Genomic DNA, 21,432 nt, shown 5'->3' on the forward strand with positions numbered 1-21,432 from the left:
CGTCAGGCGGCCCCGGCAATGCAACGCGATCGTTACCGTGCGCAGGCCGTGCGCGACACGCGATGGAACGCGCGGCTGAAATAGATGAGGCTGTCGCCGTCGTCGCGCACGCGGATCGACGTCGCCTCGATGAACATCACCGAATGCGAGCCGACGTCCTTCATCTCGGCGATCGTGCCCTGCAGGCTCGCGAGCGCATCGCGCAGCACGGGCACGTCCTGCTCGCCGCGATCCCATACCGGCAACTCGAAGCGGCGTTCCATCGGCAACTCGGTCATTCCCGCGAAATGCCGCGCGAGCAGTTCGTGCTCGGCCGGCAGCACGTTGATGCACACGTGCCGGTTGCGCTCGAAGATCGCGTGCATCGCGCTCGACCGGTTCAGGCACACGAGCAGCGTCGGCGGCGCGTCGGTGACGGAACACACGGCGCTCGCGGTAATCCCGCAGCGGCCGTGCGGCCCCGCGGTGGTGATCACGTTGACGGCCGCGCCGAGGTGGGCCATCGCCTGCCGGAAGGCCTTTTGCGCGTCGGTGGGTGCGGCGCGCGCCGGTTGCGGGGTGTCGGTCGTTGCGGACATGGGCGCTCCTGGATGGATGAAGGCGGCGATCGCGCGCGCTCGAGGCGGCAGCGGATCGTCGACGATGACCCAAGCGTACGTCGCGAAAAAGCCGGCGACCATTCGCACGATTGACGACGAAGCTGGCGTTCCCGCCAACGCGTCTAAAGGTTCTACCTAGATGCGCGGCGCGGTGCACGAAAAAAATGCGATTGCGGCATTCGCGCGGTACGTAAAGGGGTATTCAGCGCATTTTCGGCTCGTTATGATGTGCCGCACATCCCCGACGAACGACGCCGGCTTCCGATGCGGCGCGTGCGATACCGATACCGATATCTTGCGAGACACCCCGATGACGTCACCGGCTCCGATCGTATACATCGTCGACGACGACAGCGGCATGCGCACGTCGCTCGCATGGTTGCTCGAATCGGTCGGCATCGCGTCCGAAGGATTCGCGAATGCGGCCGATTTTCTCGCGCGCTTCGACGCGAACCTGCCCGCGTGCCTGGTGCTCGACGTGCGGATGCCGGAGAAAAGCGGGTTCGACGTGCAGGCGGAACTGAACGCGCGCGGCGCGACGCTGCCGGTGATCTTCGTCAGCGGACACGGCGACATCCCGATGTCGGTGCGTGCGCTGCAGAACGGCGCGATCGATTTCGTCGAGAAGCCGTACAACTCGCAGCAGATGCTCGAGCGCGTGCAACGCGCGTTGCGGCTCGCGCAGCAGCGGCACGCGGTCGGCCAGCGTCATCGCGAGCTGCGCCAGCGGCTCGATGCACTGACCGCGCGCGAGAAGGAAGTGCTGCGCGGCGTCGTCGACGGCAAGGGCAGCAAGCAGATCGCATCGGACCTGTCGATCAGCGTGAAGACCGTCGACGTGCATCGCGCGAGCATCAAGGAGAAACTCGGCGCGACGTCGATCGCCGCGCTCGTGCGCGACGTGATGGTCGTGTGGGGCGATGAGGGCGAAGCGCCGCGCTAGCGGTTCGGTTTGGTTTGGTTTGCATGTGGACGTGTCTGCGTGCAACGTACGACGCGACACGGCACGACACGACACGGCACGACACGGCACGGCACGGCACGACACGGCACGGCACGACACGGCACGACACGGCACGACACGGCACGACACGGCACGACACGGCACGACACGGCACGACACGGCACGACACGGCACGACACGGCACGACACGGCACGACACGGCACGACACGACACACGCACCGCACCGCATCGCGTCTGCCAACGCAAACGCACGAGCACGAGTACCGCACGGCGCCCGCCGACACCGCACGCTCGCCGCTCGCCGCGATTCACCGCATGTACAACCCGCCGTTGATATCCCAGCACGCGCCGTTCGCGAAATGCGCGTCGCCCGACGCGAGCAGCACGGCCGCATCGGCGACGAAGCTCGCCGACCCGAGCTTGCCGCCCGGCAGGCTCGCGAGCACCTGCCGCAGCTTCTCCGGCGCGACGCTTTCATAGACGATCGGCAAATCGAGCGGACCCGGCGAGATCGCGTTGACGGTCACGCCCTGCGCGGCGAGATCGCGCGCGAACACCTTCGTCAGCGTCAGCGTGCCGCCTTTCGCGGCCGCATAGTGCGCGCCCGTCGCCGAGCCGCCGTTCTGCCCCGCCAGCGACGCGATGTTGACGATGCGGCCCGCGCCGCGCGTCGCGAAGTACTGGCCGAACACCTGGCAGCCGAACAGCACGCTGCGCAGGTTCACGTCGATCACCTGGTCGAACTGCTCGGCCGTGATCTCCATCGCGGGTACGACCTTCGATGCGCCGGCATTGTTGACCAGCACGTCGACCGCGCCCCAGCGCGCGACGAGCGCATCGCGCGCGGCTTCGAAATCGCGCTTCGACGTGACGTCGAGCGGCAGCGCGAGCGCGCGTTCGCTGCTCGGGTCGAGGTCGTGCGCATGCGTGTGAATGGCATCGACGGCGATATCGGCCAGCGCGACGCGATAGCCGGCCGCATGAAAGCGTTCGGCGATGACGGCGCCGAGCCCGCGCGCGGCGCCAGTGACGAGGACGACTCGGTCTGACATGGTGCGTGATTTCCCGGTTCGCGAGCGCGCTACCGAAGCGGCGCCCGCATCGTGATTCATGCGGCGAGTGCCGCCTCGAAGTGCGCGGCGACCGCGCACACCTGTTCGTCCGCGCCGTTGCGTCCGACGATCTGCAGCGCGGCCTTCAGCGGTGTACCCGCGAGCGGCAGCGGCAGGCTGAGCGCAGGATGTCCGCTCAGGTTGAACGGCCGGATCAGCGACGACATCGCGATGACCGACACACCGTCGCGTGCCTGCGCGAGCGTGATCGGCAACGCGGGCAGCGTCGGCAGCACCAGCACGTCCGCGTGTTCGAGCGCGGCGTCGACCTGCGCGGTGAAGCGCGCACGCACGGCTTCGGCTTGCGCGAGCGCGGCCGGCGTCGTCGTCGCGGCCATCCGCAGCCGTGCATCGAGATCCGCGCCGAGCTTGCCGGTTTCGACGAGATGACCGAATGCGCGCGACGTTTCCGCATTGATGACCGCGAGCCCCGCGGCGAATGCATCGGGCATTGCATCGAGCACGACGTCGTGCGCGCGCAGGCCCGACGCCCCGATCGCCGCGTCGAGCGCGGCGGCGATCGCCGGATCGGCATCGACGACCGCATGCGCGATCGTGCAGCCGGCAGCAGGCGCAGCCGCACGCGCGCGATCGAAGCCCGGCGCGATGGCGATCATCACGGCCGCGAGCGTGCGCACGTCGCGCGCGAACGGCCCGACGCAATCGAGCGTGGTCGCGGCCGGCGCGACGCCGCGCCGCGATACGCGGCCGAAGGTCGGCTTCAGGCCGACCACGCCGCAGCACGCGGCCGGTCCGCGAATCGAACCGCCGGTGTCGGTGCCGAGCGCGGCATCGACCGCGCCGAGCCCGACGAGCGATGCGGAGCCGCTCGACGAGCCGCCCGGAATGCGCGCCGGGTCCTGCGGATTGACCGGCGTGCCGGTGTAGTCGTTGATGCCGGTCATGCCGAACGCGAGCTCGTGCATGTTCGCCTTGCCGGCGATCTGCCAGCCGGCGTCGAGCAGCAGCCGGACCACGTCCGCATGCTGCGCGGCGGGCGCTGCATCGGCGAGCGCGCGGCTGGCCGCGCGGGTCGGATGGCCGGCGATGTCGATCGTGTCCTTGATCGCGATCGTGGGGCCGGGGCCGCCCAGCGTGAAGGTATCGATGAAGCCTGTCATGGATGCGATGGCGTACGAACGCGTGAAAGGGTTCAGGGCCGCGGCGCGGCGGCGAACGGCCAGGGGCCGTCGAGCACGCGCTCGGTGCGGAAATGGCGGATCAGCCAGGTCGAGCCGTCGCGGGCCGGCGCGAAATCGATCGTCAGCCGCGCGGCGATCAGCTCGGCCGTGCCGTCCGCGTAGCGCGACGCCTGCAGCATGATCCAGCGGCCGCGCGCAGTCGCACGGTCGAGGTCGACGTCGATCGACTCCGACGTCAGGAAATGCAGGTTCGCCGAGAAATGCGGATCGGGCGGCAGATAGCGGCGCAGCATCGCGACGATCGCGTCGGTGCCTTCGAGGCGGCCGAACTTGCGCACGTACTGCGGGCCGATGCCTTCCCATATCGCGTCGGACGTGAACAGCGCGGCGAGTGCCGCGCCGTCGCCGGCATCCTCGGGCACGTCGCACAGCGCCATGTAGCGCGTGATCGTCGCGCGCACCGCACGTTCGGCGTCGAGCGCCGCGACGCGCTGCGCGAGCGCTTCGAGCGCGCGCGTCGAATCGGGTCCGGTCGTCATCTGCGTCACGCCGCGGGTTTCGCGGCCGGCGGCACGGTCAGCGCACGGCCGACGCGCGCCTCGATCTTGCCGTAGCGCCACAGGTTGTATTCGCCGACCGGTGTCGTGCGATACAGGTTGCACACGGCGACCGTCGTGTCGAAGTCGGCGACGTCGGCCATGATGTAGAACGTCCACGGCGCGCCGTCGGCCTGGCCGACGACGAGGCGGTCGTCATCCATCACGCCGAGCACGCGCACGCCGGGCATCGCTTCGACCGCGGCGAGCATCGCGCCGTATGCTTGCCACACTTCGCCGATCTTCTCGCGCGGCAGGTCGAAGAAGTTTTGCGACACGCCGCAGCAGAACAGCACGCGCAGCGGCAGCGGATTCGAATCGGACATGGAAGGTTCTCCTGAAGAATGCGTTGAGCGGCGTCGAAGCGCATCGACGCGGATTACAGATAGCCGGGGAACGGCGTGACGCCGGTGAACACCGCACCCGCGCCGTCGAAATTCCCTTCGCCGAGAAACGCGTGCTGCGTGACGACCAGCGCGTCGCGCAGCAGCCGCTGCAGCGGATGCGTACGATAGATCGCGGCCGTGCCGCCGAGCCGGTACGCGCGCTCGACGACGCTCGCGCCTTCGCGGGCGATGTGCGTCGCGGCGAGCCTGAGCAGGCTGACCTGCTCGGCCGTCACCGGGTTCCCGGCGAGAATCGATTGCCAGACGGAATCGGTCGCGTCGTAGAAGAACGCGCGCGCCGAGCGCAGTTGCGCTTCGGCTTTCGCGAGCTCGATGCGGAAATACGCGCGGTCGGCGAGACGCGGCGCGCCGGTCGTCGTCTGGCGGCCGCCCGACATCCGGTTCGCGACGTCGAGCGCCGCGCGCGCCAGGCCGAGGTTGACCACGGCAAGCACCTGCGCCGCATACGCGACGGTCGGATAGCGGTACAGCGGCTCGTCGACGGTCGGTTCGCCGCCGCGCACGAACGTCCACGCTTCGGGCACGAAGCGGTCGTCGACGCGCAGGTCGTGGCTGCCCGTGCCCTGCATGCCGACCACGTTCCAGTTCTCGACGATCTCGACTTCCGCCGCGCGGAACACGGCCGTGCGCGGCTTGTTCGGTGCGGCATCCTGCGCGCCGGGCACCGCGATGCCGACGCCGAGCCAGTCCGCGCCCTTGCAGCCGCTCGCGAACTTCCACGTACCGTTCACGCGCCAGCCGCCCGGCGCCGCCTGCGCCGGCTGCACCGGGAACAGGCCGCCGGCGAACACCTGATCGGGGCCGCTCGCGTACAGCTCGGCCTGGGTTTCGAGCGGCAGCGCGGCCAGATAGACGTTCGCCGAGCCGAAGCTCGCGACCCACGCGGCCGATCCGTCGGCGATCGCGATCCGCTCGATCGTGTCGAGGAACGCGGTCGGCGCGAGCGCGTCGCCGCCAAAGCGGCGCGGCGTGCCCGCGCGATAGATGCCGGCTTCCTTGAACAGCGCGATCACGTCGCGCGGCACGTGCGACAGGCGGTCGAATTCGTCGCGACGCGCGGCGACGGTTTCGATCGCCGCATCGAGCGGCGACACCCGCGCGGCGGCTTCGCGGACCGCATGCGGCGAAGTGGACGCGGCGTCGATGGCGAGGGCGGCGTGGGGCATGGCTGTCTCCTGGGATGGGGTTCGATGGCTGGGCAAGTAGATGCAACCAGTCTAGAAACGCCGAAAACACGCAGCAATTGGGGCGTAAGGCCGCGCGACTGGTGTCGCTCCGTGCCGGCCTAAAGAAATCTTCAGGTGCGGGCCGCGCATCGCGGTGCTATGTTGGACGTCCGGCTGCGCGACGCCGCGCGCCTTCATCCGAATCCGATCATGAGTTTTCCCGACGAAGACGATTTCCACCGGCTGCTCGACGCGCTGACGACCTGCGTGCTGCTGCACGATGCGCAGACCAAGGCGATCGTGTGGGCGAACCGTGCCGCGTGCATCGCGCTCGGCTTTTCCGTCGAGGAACTGCTGCCGCTGAAAGCGCCGGACATGACGCGCCCCGAGCCGAAATACCGGCGCGAGATCGCGGTGAGTGCGTGGGATCGCGCGCTCGTCGACGGGCCGCAGGTGTACGAATGGTGCTATCGGTCGCGCACGGGCGTCGACATGCTGTCCGAGGCCACCGCGACCTACGTGCCGCTGCGCGGGCGCGACGTCGTGATGGTGCAGTTCCGCGACATCAGCGCGGAAGAGGCGGTCCGCCAGCAGCTGCGCCGCTACGAGGCGCGGCTGCGCGAGTTCATGCAGGACCTCGACGAAGGCATCGCGGTCGTGACGCCGGACGGCGGCGTGCAGTTCATCAGCGAGTCGGGCCGCCGCGTGCTCGGGCTCGCGCCGGACGAACCGCTCGGCGCGGTGCTCGACTACTGCGCGGACGCCGATCGCGACCGGCTCGTCGCGCAGTTGCGCGACGCGCCTTCGGCGTATCCTTCCGCACCGCAGCGCTACCGGATCGTGCGGCGCGACGGCTCGCCATGCTGGCTGCGCATCCTGTGCCGGCAAGTCGAGATCGAAGGCGATCTCGACGGCTTGCTCGTGCAGTTTCGCGACGTGAGCGACGAAGTCGCGATCGAGGACGCCCGCCGCGCGGAAGCGCGGATGCTCGAATACGCGGGCCGCTACAACGCGATGGGCGAGATGGCGACCGTGATCGCGCACGAACTCAGCCAGCCGCTCGCGGCCGTGCGCAACTTCATCGAGGGCGCGGTGCAGCGGCTGAACGCGCGCGGCGCCGTTGACGACGCGATCTGGGGGCTGCGCAGCGCCGATCGCCAGGCCGAGCATGCGGCGCTGATCATCAAGAGCGTGCGCGAGTTCATCGTGAAGCGCGAGCCGGTCGTCGCGCTCGCCGACCTGCGCGAGATTCTCGCGGACGTCGCGTACTTCATCGAGCTGCGAGCGAAGGAAGCCGGCGTGACGGTCGCGATCGTGCAGGCCGCTGCGCCGCTGCCGATTCGTTGCGAGCGCGTGTTGATCGGGCAGGTGATCCTGAACCTCGCGTTCAACGCGATCGAGGCGTTCGCCAGCTGCGAGCGCGCGCCGCGCACGCTGACGCTCGGCACCGCGAACGTCGACGGCCGCGCGGAGCTGCGTGCGATCGACAACGGGCCCGGTATCGCCGAAGGCGCGCACGACCGGCTGTTCGACGGGTTTTCGTCGTCGAAGGCCGGCGGCAACGGGATCGGGCTGTCGCTGTGCAAGAGCATCGTCACGCGTCACGGCGGCAGGATCGTGGCGAGCCCGGCCGACGGCGGCGGGCTCGATTGCCGCGTGACGCTGCCGCTCGCCGACGCAGCGCGGGTGTAGCCGCTGCGGTGCGTCGCTTACGCCGCGGGTTTCACGTGTGTCATTCCGGATGTCGCGTGCGTCGCGGCTGTCGCTTGCATTACGCGAGCCGCGCGCATCACGGCAGGGCAGCGACGCGCGGCGCATGATCAGCGCCCCAGCGCCCGCGCGGTTCGACCGCCGATCCCGAAGTCGGTGTTCGGGATGTCCTTGATGATCACGCGCGTCGCGTGCAACGGCGCGTCGAGCACGTTCGCGGCCGCGTCGGACAGCGCCGCGATCAGCGCGCGTTTCTGTTCGTCGGTGCGGCCGGCAATCAGGATCGCGACGATCACCGGCAGCGACGGCGGCGCGCCGTCGGCGGCCGTGCGTCCGCCGAGGCCGATATGCGTCGCGGGCAATTCGGTGAGCAGCACGCGCACCGATTCGAGCGGTGCGGCGATCGCATCGACGGTCGCACCGCTGAGCCGCGCGATCAGCTCGGCCTTGCGAACGTCGTCATGGCCGGCCGGCAGGAAAACTTCGAGTGTAGGCATGGTCGTCCGAAAAGGTGAAGGTCACTGGCTCACCGTTGCGCTGGCGATGGCGGACCGGTGGTCGCTCGAAGGTGAAGGTGCCTGGCTCACCGTTGTGCTGGCGGCGGCAAACCGGCGGTGTCCGCTCACAGGTGAAGGTGACCGGCTCACCGTCGCGCTGCCGACGGCGAACCGGTGCACGCTCACCGATGAAGGTGGCCGAATCACCGTTGCGTTGGCGACGGCGAACCTGCGCCCATTCAAAGGTGAAGGTGCCCGGCTCACCATTGCGCCAGCGACGGCGAACCGGTTGGCGCTTACAGCAGGAAGCCGATCGCGCTGAGCGCTTCGGTCGAATCGATCAGGCGTACGACCTTCTCCGCGATCCGCATCTCGCCGTCCGCATCGACGTGCAGCTTGTGCGTGACGTCGGCCGCGAACAGCGTCGCGACGCCGCGTTTATACGCGACGACGACCTGCGCGGACTTGAGCTCGACGGTGCCGGCGCTGCTGCTTTCCAGCGTGAAGCGCGACACGGTGCGCACCGTGCGCGCGGCGTCGGCGGCCGACGCCGAGTAGCCCGACACCATCCGCTGCACGCGCTTCTCGCGCATGTCGTGGTCGTCGAACACGTAGTTCAGCGTCGCCGCGAAGTCGGTCGTGTCGGGATCGATCGGCACCACGTAGTGGCCGGCCGGATCCCACAGATCGAGCCACGCGCGGTAGTCGCGGCGGTCGAGCATCTCGGCTTCGCGCCACACGAACTCGACCGCGCGGGCGAAGGTCTGCTCGGAAAGAAGAGCGTTGCGGTCGTCCATCACTGTTGCTCCATCATTTTTCGCCATTGCTGGTATGCCTCGCGCATCCCGGTTTCGTCGGTCGCATGCGCGGTCTTTTCGCCGTTCGCGGCGGTCGTCTCGCGGTTCAACCCGCGGTTCACGAGGATCGGCACGTCCGGCCCCGCATGCGCGCCGCGCTGCACGCGCTCCCAGGCTTCCGCGTCGTCGGGGCTGCCGAAGCCGAACGGGCCCTGGAAATGCTCGTGAATCCGAAGCCGCTCGCGGTTCGCTTCGTCGGGGCCGCCGTCCATCGCGAGCGCGACGTGACGGATCTCGGTCTCGTTCGCGGAGATCGGCCGCAGCACGCGGAAGAACGCCATCGACAGCGCGAGGTTCGGGAACAGGTTCAGGTTGAAGCCGACGCCCAGCAGCGAGCGCACGATGCGGCGCACTTCTTCCGGCGTATGGCGTTCGGCGAGTTTCGCGGCGAGCGGCGCGAAGCGTTCGGGCAGCGGCGCGCCGTCGTCGTCGTCGAGATCGATCAGTTCGGGCATCAGCACCGCGAGGCTGTGGCCGTTGCCGAGCGCGCGGCAGAACGCGTGCTCGCTCGTCATGAAGCTCGTGATCGCGGCGGCCGTCTCGTCGTCGATCGACTTCATCCACGACTTGTGCACGACCGGGAAGTGATAGAGGTCCGTCGTGTTCTCGAGCTGGATCTTCCAGTTGCCCTTGAACTTGAACTTGTGCTCGCCGTTCGCCTTGATCGGGTAGCCGGCGCCCTGCTTCATGAACAGGTCGATCCACGGCTTCGCGCCGCCGAGAAAATCGTCGAGCGGTTCGATGTCGTCGTTGAAGCTCGCGAAGATCAGCCCCTGGTACACGCCGACGCGCAGCTTCACGAGCGGCAGGTCGCCCTTGTCGCATACGCCTTCGTAGCCGTCGCCGTACGGCAGCGCGCGCAGCGTGCCGTCGAGCGCGTACGACCAGCTGTGATACGGGCACGTGAAGCCTTTCGCGTTGCCCTTGTGCGACTCGCACACGGTCGCACCGCGGTGGCGGCAGCGGTTCTGCAGCACGTTGACCTCGCCGGTCTTGTCGCGCACGACGATCACGGGCTGGCGGCCGATCGTCGTCGTGACGAAGTCGCCCGGGTTCGGCAGCTCGCTTTCGTGCGCGACCCAGATCCAGGTGCGGTAGAAGATGCGGTCGAGCTCGGCTTCGAACAGCGCGGGGTCGTGATACATCGCAGGCGCGATGCGATCGGGCTGCGCGAGACCGTGCAACGCGCGGGTGTCGATCGTCTGGTAGGAAATGTCGCTCATCGTCGTCGTGGGGAAAGAGTCGCGAAAATCGGGCCGCGCCGTGCGCAGCGTCCGATGACGAGTCTCGTCTTCTGCTGTATATCCGTCAAATTGATCTAAAATTGCCAATCAAATAAATGTGGCAAATGAAGGAGGTCACGATGACATCGGTCGATCATCTCGATCTGAACCTGTTGCGGGTGTTTCAGGCGATCGTCGAGGAGCGCAGCCTGACCAAGGCCGGCGAGCGGCTCGCGCTGTCGCAGCCGGCCGTCAGCTATTCGCTCGGCCGGCTGCGCACGCTGTTCGACGATCCGCTGTTCGTGCGCACGCGCGCGGGGATGCAGCCGACGCCGGTCGCGCTCGAACTCGCGGGGATCGTCGGCAAGGCGCTCGACATGGTGCGCGTCGCGCTGCGCTATGCGGAGCGTTTCGACCCGGCGACGAGCACGCGCACGTTCCGGCTGTCGCTGTCGGACGCGGGCGAGATGGCGTACCTGCCGGCGATCTGCCAGGCACTGCGCGAGCGCGCGCCGCGCGTGACGCTCAGCGTGCAGCCGCTGCCGGTGGACGAGATCGAGGAGGCGCTGCGCGCGAGCCGGCTCGACTTCGCGATCGGCAACCTGCCGGAGCTGATGCCGCGCACGCGTCACCAGGTGCTGTTCGAGGAAACCTACGTCTGCATGACGGGCCGCCGGCGCGGATTGCCGGCCGGCGCGGCGCTGAGCCTCGAGCAGTTCGTGCGTGCCGCGCACGTCAACGTGAAGTCGGTCGAGCACAGTCACCACGCGCTCGATGATGCGCTGCGCGCGCAGGGCGTCGGCCGCAACGTCGCGCTCGAAGTGCCGCACTTCGTCGCGCTGCCGAGCGTGCTGTCGGTCACCGATCTCTTTGCGACGCTGCCGAAGCGGCTCGCGCAGATCCTGAACCGCGACAACGCGTTCCGGCTCTATGAGCTGCCGGTGACGCTGCCGCCCGCGCCGGTCACGATGCACTGGCACGAGCACTTTCACGAGGACGAGGGGATCGCGTGGATGCGCGCGCTGCTCGCGGAGATCGTCGAGCATTTCGACGAATGACGGTCGGGCGGTGCGCGGGTGACGCCACTGCCGCGGCTTGGGCTCAGCCGCCAGCGTAGCGGCGCATCCGGACATCGGTGCACCGTTGCGCGTCTGAGCGCTGACGCGCTGACGCACCGGCGCATCAACGCATCAACGGCGACAACGCGACAAAAGCGTCACCGCCCTCGACGCATCACAGATCGAGCACGAGCACCGCAGAGCGCGCACGCGACACGCAGCAGCAGATCACCGCGTTGCTCGCGCGCTCGGCCTTGCTCAGACAGTGATCGCGATGATCGGGTTCGCCGTCGAGCACCGGCACCATGCACGTGCCGCATACGCCTTCGCCGCATGACGTATCGACTTCGATGCCGACGCGTGCGAGTGCGTCGACGATCGACGTGTCGGGCGCGACGCGCACCGATTGACCGCTGCGCTGCAGGCGCACTTCGAAGCCTTCAGCCGCAGCCGGAGCGGCATCCGTCGCCATGTCGGCCGCGGCCGGTTCCGCCGCGAAGCGTTCGAGATGGATCGCATCTTCCGGGATCCGCGTGGCCGCGGCTGCGACGACCGCGTCCATGAACGGGCCGGGTCCGCACGTATAGACATGCGCGTTCGCGTCGATCGATTCGACGCAGCGCGCGAGTTCGGCCGCCAGCGCAGCGGGCACGATCCCGTAATGGAACGTCACGTGCGACGCGAACGGTTCGGCGGACAGTTCGTCGACGAACGCCGCATGCTCGCGGCTGCGCGCGAAGTAGTGCAACCGGTAACGCGCGCCGCGCTGCTCGAGCGCGTACGCCATCGACAACAGCGGCGTGATGCCGATCCCGGCCGCGACGAGCACGTGCTCGCTCGCGTCGTCCGTCAGACGAAACAGGTTGCGCGGCGCGCCGATCGACAACTCCGCGCCGACGCACACGTCGTCGTGCATCGAGCGCGAGCCGCCGCGCGACTGCGCTTCCTTCTTCACCGCGAACAGATAGCTGCCGCGCTCGTCGGGGCGGCCGCACAGCGAGTATTGCCGCGTGACGCCGGACGGCGCGGTGACGTCGATATGGGCGCCCGGCTCATACGCGTCGAACGGCTGGCCGTCGACGCGCGAGACCCGGAAACAGCGGATGTCCTGCGCCGCGTCGATCAGCGCGTCGATCCGGACCTGGTGGCGGTTCGCTTGCATGGGGTGTTCCGTGGGGTAAGGAAAACCGGCGCGGCGGATACCGCGCCGTCATGCAACCGAGAATAGGGATGGGCGACACATAAATCAAATCGATTAAAAAGCGATGACTGCATCAACGGGATGGATGATAGCCCCAGTCAGTATGCGGCGACCGCGCGGCCGCCGCGACGTCGACGACGTCGCCGATCGCGCGGCGAGCGCGCCGAACACGGATCGACCAACAGCACAACTTCAGCGGGCGGCAACGGCGCTGCCGCCGTCGACGGCCGTATCGGCCGAAGCCGCGGCCGCCGCATGCCCGCGTTCGCGATCGAGGCTGCGCCGGTACTGCCGGCAGCCGAGCGCGAGCAGCACGGCCGCAAGCGTGGCCGCCGCGACGTTGACGATTGACATCGAATGACTGACCGCCGCCGGCGCGCCGAACACGCGATCGGTGAACAGCGCGACGACGGTCGTGCCGATCCCGAGCGCGATCAGGTTCGACACGAGCAGGAACAGCGCGGAGATCTGCGCGCGCATCTGGTTCGGCGCGAGCGTTTGCATCGCGGCGGTCGACGTCGGCATCGGGAACGACGCGAAGAACATCGCGACGACGAGCATCGCAAGCGACGCGGGCAGGCTGTCGAGCTGTGTGAACAGCGTCGCGGGAATCGCCATGCATGCGGCGCCGATCGCGCCGGCGCGCATCGGCGCGTCGGTGCGGCCGCGGCGCAGCAGCCAGTCGTTGAGCCAGCCGCCGCAGAACACGCCGGCCGTATTCGCGACGAGCAGCACGATGCCGAGCGTATAGCCGGCTTCGACGGCGGTCATCCCGAAGCGGCGGATATAGAACGCGGGCGTCCAGCTCAGCAGGCAGTACAACGTCATCGCATAGAACGAGAAGCCGAGGTAGTGGCACGCGAAGGTCGCGCGATGCATGCCGACGAAGCGCAGCGAATCGCGCATCGACACCCGCCGCACGGCGCCCGAGCGATCCTGCGCGAGCCCCTTGCGCTGCGGATCGCGCACGGTCGCGGCGAACAGCAGCGCGACGAGGATTCCCGGCAGCCCGACGATCAGGAACGTGACCTGCCATGCATGCACCTGGCCGACGACCGGCAGCGTGAACGCGCTCGCGTGCTTGAGCAGCGCGATCACGTAGCCGCCGATCAGGAACGCGACGCCGCCGCCGATGAACGAGCCGAGCGAATACACGGCGATCGCGCGGCCGAGCTTCTCCTTCGGAAAGTAGTCCGCGAGCATCGAATACGCGCCGGGCGACAGTGCGGCCTCGCCGACGCCGACGCCCATCCGCGCGATGAACATCTGCACGAACTGCTGGCTGAGCCCGCACGCGGCGGTCGCGACGCTCCACAGCGCGATGCCGAGCGAGATGATGCGCGGGCGCGCGTAGCGGTCCGCGAGATACGCGACGGGCAGCCCCATCACCGCATAGAACAGCGAAAACGCGAAGCCGTTGAGCAGGCTGAACTGCGTGTCGGTCAGGTGCAGGTCGCGCTTGATCGGTTCGATCATCAGGACCAGCACCTGCCGATCGACGAACGAAAAGACATACGCGAGCATGCAGATGACGACGACATACCATTCGTACGTATAGCGCTTGCCGTCGGCAGCGCGGGCCGTGGGTGCGGACATGCGGATTCTCCTGGAGCGGGCGGTGGGAAAGCGCGGCGCGGGCCTTGCCGGCCAGGCGCCGTCGCGGCGCGAATGCGTGCGGGTGACACGATCGGAGAGGCAGCGTAGTCGGCCAAATTCAGCCGCCATAGCCGGAGTGACAGCGGCGCCACACGGACATTTACCGACCCGGATAAAGAAAACACCGAGGCCGGGCGCGCGGGCCGCCGCGCAGCGTATGTGCGGCGCGGCGCGCGCGCATCATGCGGCACGTCTATAAGCGTTATAGAGCGGATTGCGTCGACCTCCGAAATTGTCGTTCCTAGACTCGGCCCGTTTTCGATCGGCAGCGTTCGCATCGACAGGCGAACGCGCTTCACATCGAGCGGCGCGATGCCGACGGGCGCCGCACTCTCTACGGGACGACCAAGATGAATCATCCGAACGGGCGGGCCGACCGGCTTGCCGTACCGCTTGCCACGCTCGTTGCCGCGTTTGTCGCGTGCGCATCGCTGCCCGCCGCCGCGCAATCGAGCGTGACGCTCTACGGCCGCGTCGATACCGCGATCGAATACGCGAACGCCGGGCCGAACCATGTGGCGCGCATGGGCAGCGGCAACCTGTGGGCGTCGCAATGGGGGCTGAAGGGCGTCGAGGAGCTCGGCGGCGGCTACGCGACGATCTTCAAGCTCGAGGACGGTTTCAATGCGGCGAGCGGCGCGCTGTCGAACGGCAGCGCGCTGTTCGGCCGCGAGGCGTGGGTCGGCATCACCGGGCCGTTCGGCGGCGTGCAGTTCGGCGAGCTCTACACGATCCTGCACACGACGCTCGTCACGTACAGCCTGCCGGGCCTCGGCGCAGGCCTTGCGTGGGGCAATGCGACGAACAACTTCGTCGGCCCCGCGTTCCTGCGCGTGCGCAACTCGATGCGCTACACGTCGCCGCGCTACGCGGGCTTCATGCTGCGCGCGATGGCCGCGCGCGGCACCAACGGCGCGGCCGGCCAGCCGGCGACGCTCGGCGATACGTACGGCGCGGGCGTCAACTACGTGCGCGGCGGCCTGTCGGTCGACATCGACTACATGCAGCAGAAGTTCAGCCCGGTAGCCGCATCGACGCTCGGCGTCACGAGCGCGGCCGCGAACGGCAACTACACGCTCGGGGCGATCTCGTACGACTTCAACGTCGTGAAGATCGCCGCGCTGTACATGCGGCATCGCGGCGGCCCCGACGTCGCGGCCGCGATCGACAGCCAGAGCGCGTATCCGCACAGCGACACGATGGAGCTGAGCGCGACGGTGCCGATCGGACGCGCCTCGCTGCTGCTGAGCATCGGCCATTACCGGAAGGTTGCCGACAGCGACGGTAACGCCGATTCGTACGGCATCCGCTTCGACTATCCGCTGTCGAAGCGCACCGTGCTGTACACGGGCGCCGCGATGGTGCGCAACGGCGCGCATGCGCGTTTCGTCGTGAACGGCGCGGCGGGCGGCGGCGTCGCGGTCGCGACACCCGGCGCGACCGCCAGCTCGATCGTCGCGGGCATCCTCACGTCGTTCTGACCGGCGGCGCCGACGCCGGCCCGCATGCGTGCCGGTGCTGGCGCCCGCGCCGGCCTGCGACGCTATGCGCACGCGGGCGGCTGCGGTGCGAGCCATGCGTCGAACGGCGCCTGCCGGCCGATATCGAACAGTTCGAGCAGCAGCGCACGCAGCCAGCGATGGCCCGGATCCGCATCGAAGCGCCGGTGCCAGTACGCGTTGACGGCCCATTCGCCGGCCCCGGCAATCTCGTAGAGCGTGCACGGCTGCCGCGCCGAGAACGTGATCGCGATCGTTTCCGGCAGGATCAGCGCGTAGTCGCCGTGCTCGAGCAGTGCCGGCACCACCATGAAGTCGGGCAGCGCGGCGCGCACGCGCGGCATCAGCCCGTGCCGCTCCAGCAACTGCATCGACTGCGGATGCGACGTCACGGCGACGAAGCGCAGTGCGTCGGGCGCGTCGCCGTCGAGCACGAAATCGTCGGCGAGTGCGACGCGCTGCGCGGTGCGGCGCGGCATCAGCAGCACGCAGCGCTCGTGCAGCAGCGCGGTGCGCTGGAAGTGGCTCGACGCATCCGCGAAATGACCGAGCGCGAAGTCGATGCGCCCCGATTCGAGCGCGACGTTCAGCTGGCATTCGTCGACGTGCAGCGTCTCGATCACCGCGCCCGGTGCACGCCGGTCGAACGCTGCCAGCAGCGTCGGCAGGAACGCACTCGCCGCGAAATCGCTCATGTGCAGGCGGAACACGCGCTGCGTGCTGTCCGGCGCGAACCGCGAGCCTTCGTCGAGCACGTGTTGCAGGATCGCGAGCGCCTTGTCGACCGATACCGCGAGGCGCTGCGCGCGCGGCGTCGGCTCGACGCCGGTGCCGGTGCGCACGAACAGCGCGTCGCGAAACATCAGCCGCAGCCGCCCGAGCGCGTAGCTGACGGACGGCTGCGTGACACCGAGCCGCAACGCCGCGCGGCCGACGTGCCGCTCTTCGTACACCGCGCGAAACGTCTTCAGCAGGTTCAGGTCGAGGTCCTGCACGCGCAGGCCGTCGGATGCGTCCGCGTCGTGCGGCGCGGGTTCCGGACGGCCCGGCGGCCGGCTGGCGACGCGGTGCGTCATCGTGTTTGCCTCGCGGTGACGGAAGGCGCGTGGCCGTAACGCCGCGCATACGCCTTCGCGAAATGGCCGAAGCCGTGAATGCCGTGCGCGATCAGCACGTCGGTCACGCTGCACGCGTCGCCGCGTTGCAGCGCCGCGTGTACGGCGGCCAGCCGGCGCTCGCGCACGTAGGCGGCCGGCGTCGTGTCCAGGAATGCGCGGAATGCATGCTGCAGCGTGCGCGGTGCGACGCCCGCGACGGCCGCCAGCGTCGCGAGCGCCAGCGGGTCGCCCAGATGTGCGTCGACGTGATCGCATGCGCGCCGCACGTGGGCAGGTAGCGGCGGCGTGCCGCGCGCGAGCGCGTCGCTGTACGAGTGTGGCAGATGCGTGAGCAGCAGCGACATCAGCCACGCGGTGAGATCGGCGCCGAACGTCGTCGCCGCCGCCCCGATGCCCGGCTGCGCGCCGAGCCGGCACAGGTAGTCGAACGTCGGCAGCACGAGCGCCGCGCCGATGCCGTTGCCGCTATCGCTTCCCTTTCCGCCGGCCGCGAGATCGAACTGCAGCGGGCGCGTGAGCGTCATGTGCAGCATGTCCTGCAGCTTGCGTTCGAGCGCGCCGCGTTCGAGCCGCAGCACCAGGTTGCGGCAATCGGGACTCGTGCTCAGCCGGCTCGCGAGCGCCGGCGACGATACCGTCAGCTCGCCCGGCCCGGCGCGCGCGACCATGCGGCCGGCCTGCAACTCGCATGCACCGGACAGCGTCAGCCGGAACAGGAAATGATCGGCATCGTCGCCGAAGTCGATGCGCGTTTCGCGGCCGTAGCAGAGTTCGAGCAGCGCGCCGTGATGCAGCGGCACCTCGTACAGCTCCGCATGAAACGGATCGCGGCCGGGCGCGGCCATCCGGTGCGGCCCGAGCCGGTGCGCGACCGCGCGTTCGACTTCGTCGGGTGCATGCAGCGTGCCGAGCCGGTTCGGCGCATGCCGGGAGAGGGCGATATCCATGCGGGAGCCTCGTGTCGGGGGCGTTGGCGCGGCGCGCCGCTGGTTGCGCCGATGTTGCCGCGATTGCGTTGCGCGAACCGGCGTGCCGTTGCGCGTTTTGAAGCGACGCGATGCATGCGCCCGCGTACGCTCGGAACCATTCACTCACCGGGAGACAACGATGAAGGTATGTGTACTGGGCGGCGGTCACGGCTGCCATGCGGCGGCGATCGACCTGTTCGAGAAGGGCCACGACGTGACCTGGTGGCGACGCGACCGCGAACCGCATGCGCGGCTGCGCGAGCTCGGCGCATTGCACGTGACCGACTATCGCGGCAAGCGCGCGGTGCCGCTCGGCGATGCACCCGGCGCGATCCGCTTGACCGACGATCTCGCGGCCGCGCTGCGCGGCGCGCGGCTCGTCGTGGTGCCGCTGCCGGCCGTGTCGCACGACGCGCTCGCCGCGCAGGTTGCGCCGCTGCTCGAGGACGGCCAGGTCGTGTTCCTGCCGCCCGGCACGTTCGGCAGTTTCGTGTTCGCACGTGCAGCGGCCGATGCCGGCAACCGTGCGCGCGTCGCGTATGCGGAGACCGGCACGCTGCCGTACCTGGTGCGCAAGCACGGCGACAACGAGGTCGTGATCAGCGCTTATGCGACGCGCCTGCCGACCGGCGTGTTTCCGGCCAATGCAGCCGGCTGGGCGTTCGACGTGTTGCGCGCCGGCTATCCGTCGGTCGAGCCGATCGAGGACGCGCTGTCCGGCGCGCTGATGAACGCGGGCCCGGTGATCCATCCGCCGCTGATCTTGATGAACGCCGGACCGCTCGAGCACTTCGACGCGTGGGACATCCACAACGAAGGCACGCAACCGTCGATCCGCCGCGTGACGAACGCGCTCGACGCCGAACGCATCGCGGTGCGCGAAGCGCTCGGCTATCGCGCGCCGCATTTCCCGCTCGCGGACCACTACGCGAGCGACGGCGACGAATGGATGTACGGGCGCGGCGCGCACGGCAAGCTGACCGATAGCGGCGACTGGCGCGAGAAGATCGATTTGCGTACGCATCGCTACATGCTCGAGGACACCCGGCTCGGGCTGTCGTTCATCGTGTCGTGCGGGCGCTGGGCGAACGTGCCGACGCCGGTCGCGCAGGGGCTGCTGAGCGTCGCGTCGGCGGTGACCGGCCGCGACCTGTATGCGGAAGGGCGCACGCTGGACGGGCTGGGCGTTGCCGCGCTGTCGCGCGACGCGATGCGCGCGCTGCTCGATGCGGGGTACGTCGCATGACGGCCGCGACCGATCTGACGCGCGTGCACGTGCTCGGTGCGGGACGCATGGGGCAGGGGATCGCGCTCGTGTTCGCGTTCGCGGGCCTCGACGTGACGCTGATCGACTTCAAGGCACGCGACGCGCACGGATGGCGCGTGTTCGAGGACCGCACACGCGGCGAGATCGCGCGGCCGTTGCACGCACAGATCGCGCTCGGCCGCATCGACGCCGCACAGGCCGACGCCGTCGTCGCGCGGATCGAACTGGTCGCGCGCGACGGTGCGGCGGACGCGGTGCGCGACGCCGGCATCGTGTTCGAAGCGCTGCCCGAAGTGCTCGACGCGAAGGTCGAAGCGCTGCGCTGGCTCGGCGAGCATGTCGATGCGCGCGCAACGATCGCATCGACGACGTCGACGTTCGTCGTCACCGAGTTGCAGCGCCATGTCGCGCATCCCGGGCGGATGCTGAATGCGCACTGGCTGAACCCGGCGCTGCTGATGCCGCTCGTCGAGATCAGCCGCAGCGACGCGACCGACGGGCGCGTCGTCGCCGCGCTGGCCGCCCTGCTCGAGCGTGTCGGCAAGAAGCCGGTGATCTGCGGGCCGGCGCCCGGCTACATCGTGCCGCGCATCCAGGCGCTCGCGATGAACGAGGCCGCGCGGATGGTCGAGGAGGGCGTCGCGAGCGCGGAGGACATCGATACCGCGATTCGCACCGGCTTCGGCCCGCGTTTCGCGGTACTCGGGCTGCTCGAGTTCATCGACTGGGGCGGGTGCGACATCCTGTACTACGCATCGACGTACCTGGCCGGCGAGATCGGGCCGCGCTTCGCGCCGGCGGACAGCGTCGTGCGCAACATGGCAGCCGGGCGCGACGGCGTGCGCACCGGTGCCGGGTTCCACGACTATGCGCGGGTCGACGTGCCGGCGTACATGCGACGGCGGCTCGGCGAGTTCGCGCGGCTGCTCGATCACCTCGGGCTCGCGCCCGAATTCGACGGGGCGCGGTGCGATCGCGGTGCGTGAGCGCCGCACGGCGCGCAGCCGTGCGGTGAGCGCGATCATCGCGTGTCGCCGTGCGTGCCGGAGACGGATGGGGTGCGCGTTTCGCGCATCACGCACAGCGTTGCAACGGTGACGAGGCCGAGCGCAATGAGGAACAGCGACACCGGCCACGACGCGTGATAGCGCGCGAGCAAAGCGGTCGCGATCAGCGGCGACATCCCGCCCGCGAAGATCGACGCGACTTCGTGACCGAGCGCGACGCCCGAATAGCGCACTTCGGTGCTGAACAGTTCGCCGACGAGCGCGGGCAGCGTGCCGATCATCGCGCCGTGGCTGACCGCCGTGCCGACCGTCAGCGCGAGCCACACGAGCGGCGTCGCGCGCGTGTCGAGCAGCCAGAAGAACGGGAACGCGCAGGCGACGAGGCTCAGCGCACCGATCAGGTACACGGGCTTGCGGCCGATCCGGTCGGACAGCCGGCCCCACGCGAGCATCGCGGCCATTTCGACGATCATCGCGATCATCACGCCGGTCAGCATCACGCCGTTCGGGATGCCGACGTATTTGCCGTAGACGAGCGAGAACGCGAGGAAGATGTACGCGCCGCCGTTCTCGGCGACGCGCAGCCCCATCGCGAGCAGGATTTCCTTCGGATGACGGCGGATGCATTCGACGATCGGCAGATGCGTGTGCGCGCCGCGCTTGCCGGCCTGCTCGTAGTCGCGGCTTTCGGGCAGGTGGCGGCGGATATAGATGCCGATCGCGAAGATCGCGATGCTCGCGAGGAACGGCAGCCGCCAGCCCCAGGTGCGGAATGCGTCGTCCGGCAGCGCCTGCGCGGCGAGAAACGCGGCCGACGACAGCACGAAGCCGCCGCCGACGCCGAGCTGGCTCCACGCCGCGTAGTAGCCGCGCTGTTCGGGCGGCGCGTTCTCGCTGATCATCAGCACGCCGCCGCCCCATTCGCCGCCGGACGCGATGCCTTGCAGCAGCCGCAGCACGACCAGCGCGGCCGGCGCCCACAGCCCGACCTGCGCGTAGGTCGGCAGCAGGCCGATCGCGAACGTCGACGCGCCCATGATCAGCAGCGTCCAGACGAGCGACGCCTTGCGCCCGTAGCGGTCGCCGACGTGGCCGAACACGATCCCGCCGAGCGGCCGCGCGACGAAGCCGAGCGCGAACGCGGCGAATGCCGCGAGGCTGCCCGCAAGCGGCGAAGCGCCGGGCGGAAAGAACACGTGGCCGAACACGAGCGCGGCCGCCGTGCCGTAGACGAAAAAGTCATACCATTCCATCGCGTTGCCGGCGACGGAGGCGATGACGATCCGGCGAAGCTGCCGGTCGGCGAGCGGCCGGGCGGCGCTCTGGGACTGCACGGTGTCGGTCGGGTACATGGCGGACTCTGAAGGGGGCGGGGCGCGTGCCG

At 69.2% G+C, this 21,432-nt stretch carries 21 protein-coding genes; 7 read left to right on the forward strand and 14 right to left on the reverse strand.

The window, feature by feature from the left end:
• Positions 1-32: 32 nt before the first annotated feature.
• Positions 33-578, reverse strand: a complete 546-nt coding sequence (gene hpaC, locus Q3A80_RS07235; RefSeq protein WP_446328377.1) for a 4-hydroxyphenylacetate 3-monooxygenase, reductase component — start codon at positions 576-578, stop codon at positions 33-35.
• Between the two features lie 331 nt (positions 579-909).
• On the opposite strand from hpaC, the gene Q3A80_RS07240 reads away from it, so the two are divergent.
• Entirely contained in the window at positions 910-1,542 is a 633-nt protein-coding gene (locus Q3A80_RS07240; RefSeq protein ID WP_446328378.1) for a response regulator transcription factor, read from the forward strand.
• A 330-nt stretch (positions 1,543-1,872) separates the two neighbouring features.
• On the opposite strand, the gene Q3A80_RS07245 is transcribed toward Q3A80_RS07240, so the two are convergent.
• Genes Q3A80_RS07245 through Q3A80_RS07265 form a run of 5 tightly spaced genes read right to left on the reverse strand, consistent with a single transcriptional unit; the run spans position 1,873 to position 5,987 of the window.
• The gene (locus tag Q3A80_RS07245) at positions 1,873-2,616 is read right to left on the reverse strand and encodes an SDR family NAD(P)-dependent oxidoreductase (protein ID WP_446328379.1); all 744 of its coding nucleotides are present in this window, start codon (positions 2,614-2,616) and stop codon (positions 1,873-1,875) included.
• Positions 2,617-2,672: 56 nt separating this feature from the next.
• Positions 2,673-3,797: an amidase gene (locus tag Q3A80_RS07250; RefSeq protein ID WP_446328380.1), complete on the reverse strand. Its 1,125-nt coding sequence runs from the start codon at positions 3,795-3,797 to the stop codon at positions 2,673-2,675.
• 32 nt (positions 3,798-3,829) lie between these two features.
• A complete protein-coding gene (locus Q3A80_RS07255; protein ID WP_446328381.1) occupies positions 3,830-4,357 on the reverse strand; it encodes a nuclear transport factor 2 family protein in 528 nt (175 codons plus the stop codon).
• Positions 4,358-4,362: 5 nt separating this feature from the next.
• Positions 4,363-4,740 (reverse strand): hypothetical protein, encoded by a 378-nt coding sequence (locus Q3A80_RS07260; RefSeq protein ID WP_011356094.1) that lies wholly within the window; start codon positions 4,738-4,740, stop codon positions 4,363-4,365.
• A 53-nt stretch (positions 4,741-4,793) separates the two neighbouring features.
• Positions 4,794-5,987: an acyl-CoA dehydrogenase family protein gene (locus Q3A80_RS07265; RefSeq protein WP_446328382.1), complete on the reverse strand. Its 1,194-nt coding sequence runs from the start codon at positions 5,985-5,987 to the stop codon at positions 4,794-4,796.
• A gap of 159 nt (positions 5,988-6,146) precedes the next feature.
• Here Q3A80_RS07265 and Q3A80_RS07270 point away from each other — a divergent pair, with 159 nt between their 5' ends.
• Complete coding sequence (locus tag Q3A80_RS07270; RefSeq protein WP_446328383.1) at positions 6,147-7,679, forward strand: ATP-binding protein; 1,533 nt, start codon at positions 6,147-6,149, stop codon at positions 7,677-7,679.
• Between the two features lie 128 nt (positions 7,680-7,807).
• On the opposite strand, the gene Q3A80_RS07275 is transcribed toward Q3A80_RS07270, so the two are convergent.
• Entirely contained in the window at positions 7,808-8,194 is a 387-nt protein-coding gene (locus Q3A80_RS07275; protein WP_446328384.1) for a 2-hydroxymuconate tautomerase family protein, read from the reverse strand.
• Here Q3A80_RS07275 and Q3A80_RS07280 point away from each other — a divergent pair.
• Positions 8,193-8,516 carry a hypothetical protein gene (locus Q3A80_RS07280; RefSeq protein WP_446328385.1) on the forward strand — a complete coding sequence of 108 codons (324 nt, stop codon included), beginning with the start codon at positions 8,193-8,195 and terminating at the stop codon, positions 8,514-8,516. The genes Q3A80_RS07275 and Q3A80_RS07280 overlap by 2 nt on opposite strands.
• On the opposite strand, the gene Q3A80_RS07285 is transcribed toward Q3A80_RS07280, so the two are convergent.
• The gene (locus Q3A80_RS07285) at positions 8,491-8,994 is read right to left on the reverse strand and encodes an aromatic-ring-hydroxylating dioxygenase subunit beta (protein ID WP_446328386.1); all 504 of its coding nucleotides are present in this window, start codon (positions 8,992-8,994) and stop codon (positions 8,491-8,493) included. The genes Q3A80_RS07280 and Q3A80_RS07285 overlap by 26 nt on opposite strands.
• Positions 8,991-10,274, reverse strand: coding sequence for an aromatic ring-hydroxylating oxygenase subunit alpha (locus Q3A80_RS07290; RefSeq protein ID WP_446328387.1), 1,284 nt, complete (start codon positions 10,272-10,274; stop codon positions 8,991-8,993). Before Q3A80_RS07290 ends, Q3A80_RS07285 begins: the two co-directional genes overlap by 4 nt.
• Positions 10,275-10,414: 140 nt before the next feature.
• On the opposite strand from Q3A80_RS07290, the gene Q3A80_RS07295 reads away from it, so the two are divergent.
• Positions 10,415-11,332, forward strand: coding sequence for a LysR family transcriptional regulator (locus tag Q3A80_RS07295; protein ID WP_446328388.1), 918 nt, complete (start codon positions 10,415-10,417; stop codon positions 11,330-11,332).
• A gap of 175 nt (positions 11,333-11,507) precedes the next feature.
• On the opposite strand, the gene Q3A80_RS07300 is transcribed toward Q3A80_RS07295, so the two are convergent.
• Together Q3A80_RS07300 and Q3A80_RS07305 are read right to left on the reverse strand one after the other, a co-directional pair.
• On the reverse strand, positions 11,508-12,494 hold the full coding sequence (locus Q3A80_RS07300) for a PDR/VanB family oxidoreductase (RefSeq protein ID WP_446328389.1): 987 nt from the start codon (positions 12,492-12,494) through the stop codon (positions 11,508-11,510).
• Positions 12,495-12,725: 231 nt separating this feature from the next.
• Positions 12,726-14,129 (reverse strand): spinster family MFS transporter, encoded by a 1,404-nt coding sequence (locus tag Q3A80_RS07305; RefSeq protein ID WP_446328390.1) that lies wholly within the window; start codon positions 14,127-14,129, stop codon positions 12,726-12,728.
• Between the two features lie 410 nt (positions 14,130-14,539).
• Here Q3A80_RS07305 and Q3A80_RS07310 point away from each other — a divergent pair, with 410 nt between their 5' ends.
• Positions 14,540-15,670 carry a porin gene (locus Q3A80_RS07310; protein ID WP_446328391.1) on the forward strand — a complete coding sequence of 377 codons (1,131 nt, stop codon included), beginning with the start codon at positions 14,540-14,542 and terminating at the stop codon, positions 15,668-15,670.
• 62 nt (positions 15,671-15,732) lie between these two features.
• Here the strand turns inward: Q3A80_RS07310 and Q3A80_RS07315 are convergent, their stop codons facing one another.
• Both Q3A80_RS07315 and Q3A80_RS07320 read right to left on the reverse strand, forming a co-directional pair.
• Positions 15,733-16,764, reverse strand: coding sequence for a LysR family transcriptional regulator (locus tag Q3A80_RS07315; protein ID WP_446328392.1), 1,032 nt, complete (start codon positions 16,762-16,764; stop codon positions 15,733-15,735).
• Positions 16,761-17,753: an AraC family transcriptional regulator gene (locus Q3A80_RS07320; protein WP_446328393.1), complete on the reverse strand. Its 993-nt coding sequence runs from the start codon at positions 17,751-17,753 to the stop codon at positions 16,761-16,763. Before Q3A80_RS07320 ends, Q3A80_RS07315 begins: the two co-directional genes overlap by 4 nt.
• A 160-nt stretch (positions 17,754-17,913) precedes the next feature.
• Here Q3A80_RS07320 and Q3A80_RS07325 point away from each other — a divergent pair, with 160 nt between their 5' ends.
• Both Q3A80_RS07325 and Q3A80_RS07330 read left to right on the forward strand, forming a co-directional pair.
• Positions 17,914-19,020: an NAD/NADP octopine/nopaline dehydrogenase family protein gene (locus tag Q3A80_RS07325; protein ID WP_446328394.1), complete on the forward strand. Its 1,107-nt coding sequence runs from the start codon at positions 17,914-17,916 to the stop codon at positions 19,018-19,020.
• Positions 19,017-20,027 carry a 3-hydroxybutyryl-CoA dehydrogenase gene (locus Q3A80_RS07330; RefSeq protein ID WP_446328395.1) on the forward strand — a complete coding sequence of 337 codons (1,011 nt, stop codon included), beginning with the start codon at positions 19,017-19,019 and terminating at the stop codon, positions 20,025-20,027. The genes Q3A80_RS07325 and Q3A80_RS07330 overlap by 4 nt, the downstream gene beginning before the upstream one ends.
• A 35-nt stretch (positions 20,028-20,062) precedes the next feature.
• Here the strand turns inward: Q3A80_RS07330 and Q3A80_RS07335 are convergent, their stop codons facing one another.
• A complete protein-coding gene (locus Q3A80_RS07335; protein WP_446328396.1) occupies positions 20,063-21,400 on the reverse strand; it encodes an MFS transporter in 1,338 nt (445 codons plus the stop codon).
• Positions 21,401-21,432: the final 32 nt, after the last annotated feature.

This window comes from Burkholderia sp. SR8, assembly GCF_052851275.1.